This window comes from Streptomyces sp. BR123 (genome assembly GCF_013401435.1).
Taxonomy (GTDB): Bacteria; Actinomycetota; Actinomycetes; order Streptomycetales; family Streptomycetaceae; genus Streptomyces.
Window position 1 is genome coordinate 1 of the sequence record NZ_JACBGN010000598.1, and the last position, 1,380, is coordinate 1,380.

The following is a 1,380-nucleotide window of genomic DNA, read 5'->3' on the forward strand; positions in this document are numbered from 1 at the left end:
GGGCGGCCCCTGCCGGGGCATGGGGGGATAGGTTCCCCCCATGCCCCAGCTGCTCTACGTGACGGACCTGTCCTACCCGGCCCGCGGCCGCCGCTACGGAGACGAGGACGTCTTCCTCACCTCGCGCCTGCGCACCCGCTTCGAGCTGGCCCTGTGCCATCCCGAGGACGCGGAGGCCCTCATACCGAGGGGCTTCGACGCGGTCGTCGTCCGCAACAGCGGGCCGGTCCTGCACTACCGGGACGCGTACGACTCCTTCCGCGCCGCCGCCCTCGCCGCCGGAACCCGCGTCTACAACCCGCTCACCGGCCGCGCCGACATGGCGGGCAAGCAGTACCTCCTCGACCTGACCGCCGCCGGCTACCCCGTCATCCCCACGATCGACGACCCGGCGCACCTCGACCGGCTCCCGTCCGCCCCGGCCTACGCGGTGAAGCCCAAGCAGGGCGCGGACTCCATCGGCCTCACCTTCACCCCGGACCCGTCCGGCCCGGTCGGCGAGATCCTCATCCAGCCGCGCATCGACTTCGCGTACGAGGTCTCCTTCTACTACGTGGACGACACCTTCCAGTACGCCCTCCACGCCCCGGATCCGGCCCGCCGCTGGGAACTGGTCCGGTACGAGCCCACGGGGGCGGACCTCGACTTCGCGGCGTCCTTCATCAGGTGGAACACCCTGTCCCACGGCATCCAGCGGGTGGACGCCTGCCGCGCCCCCTCGGGGGAACTCCTCCTGGTCGAACTGGAGGACCTGAACCCGTACCTCTCCCTCGACCTGCTGCCCCCGGAGGTCCAGGACCGCTTCGTGGACGCCGTCACGGCCTCCCTCCGCTCCTTCCTCGACGCCTGATGTCACAGGGGGATGCAAGGCTCCCCCCATGGACAAGCAGAGCTTCTGGACCCTGATCGAGGCGGCCCGCGCGCAGGCCGCACCGGACGAGGTGGCGGAGCGCGCCGCCCGGCTGCTGGCCCTGCGGCCGCCGGCCGAGATAGCCGCGGCCCAGCAGGTGCTGTGGGACCTCCTCGCGGAGTCGTACCGCAGTCCGCTGTGGGCGGCCGCGTACCTGATCAACGGCGGCTGCTCGGACGACGGCTTCGACTACTTCCGGGGCTGGCTGCTGACCCAGGGAGAGGCCGTCTTCGCCGCAGCCCTCGTCGACCCGGACTCCCTCGCCGGCCACCCCGCGGTCCACGAGGCGGCGCAGGACGGCCCGGAACTGGAGGACGAGGACGCCCTCGCCCTCGCCTGGACCGCGTACGAGCAGGCCACGGGCCGGGAACTCCCCTCGGACTCCTTCACGATCCGCTACCCGCCCCTGGACCCGTCCTGGGACTTCGACTTCGACGACACGGCCGAGCTCGCCGCCCGCCTCCCCCGCC

2 protein-coding genes are annotated in these 1,380 nt (G+C 72.4%); both read left to right on the forward strand.

What is annotated here, in order from left to right:
• The first annotated feature begins 40 nt into the window (after positions 1 to 40).
• Positions 41 to 850, forward strand: a complete 810-nt coding sequence (locus HYE82_RS36545; RefSeq protein WP_179178523.1) for a hypothetical protein — start codon at positions 41 to 43, stop codon at positions 848 to 850.
• Positions 851 to 878: 28 nt separating this feature from the next.
• A partial coding sequence (locus HYE82_RS36550) for a DUF4240 domain-containing protein (RefSeq protein WP_179178524.1) occupies positions 879 to 1,380 on the forward strand: 502 nt, incomplete at its 3' end.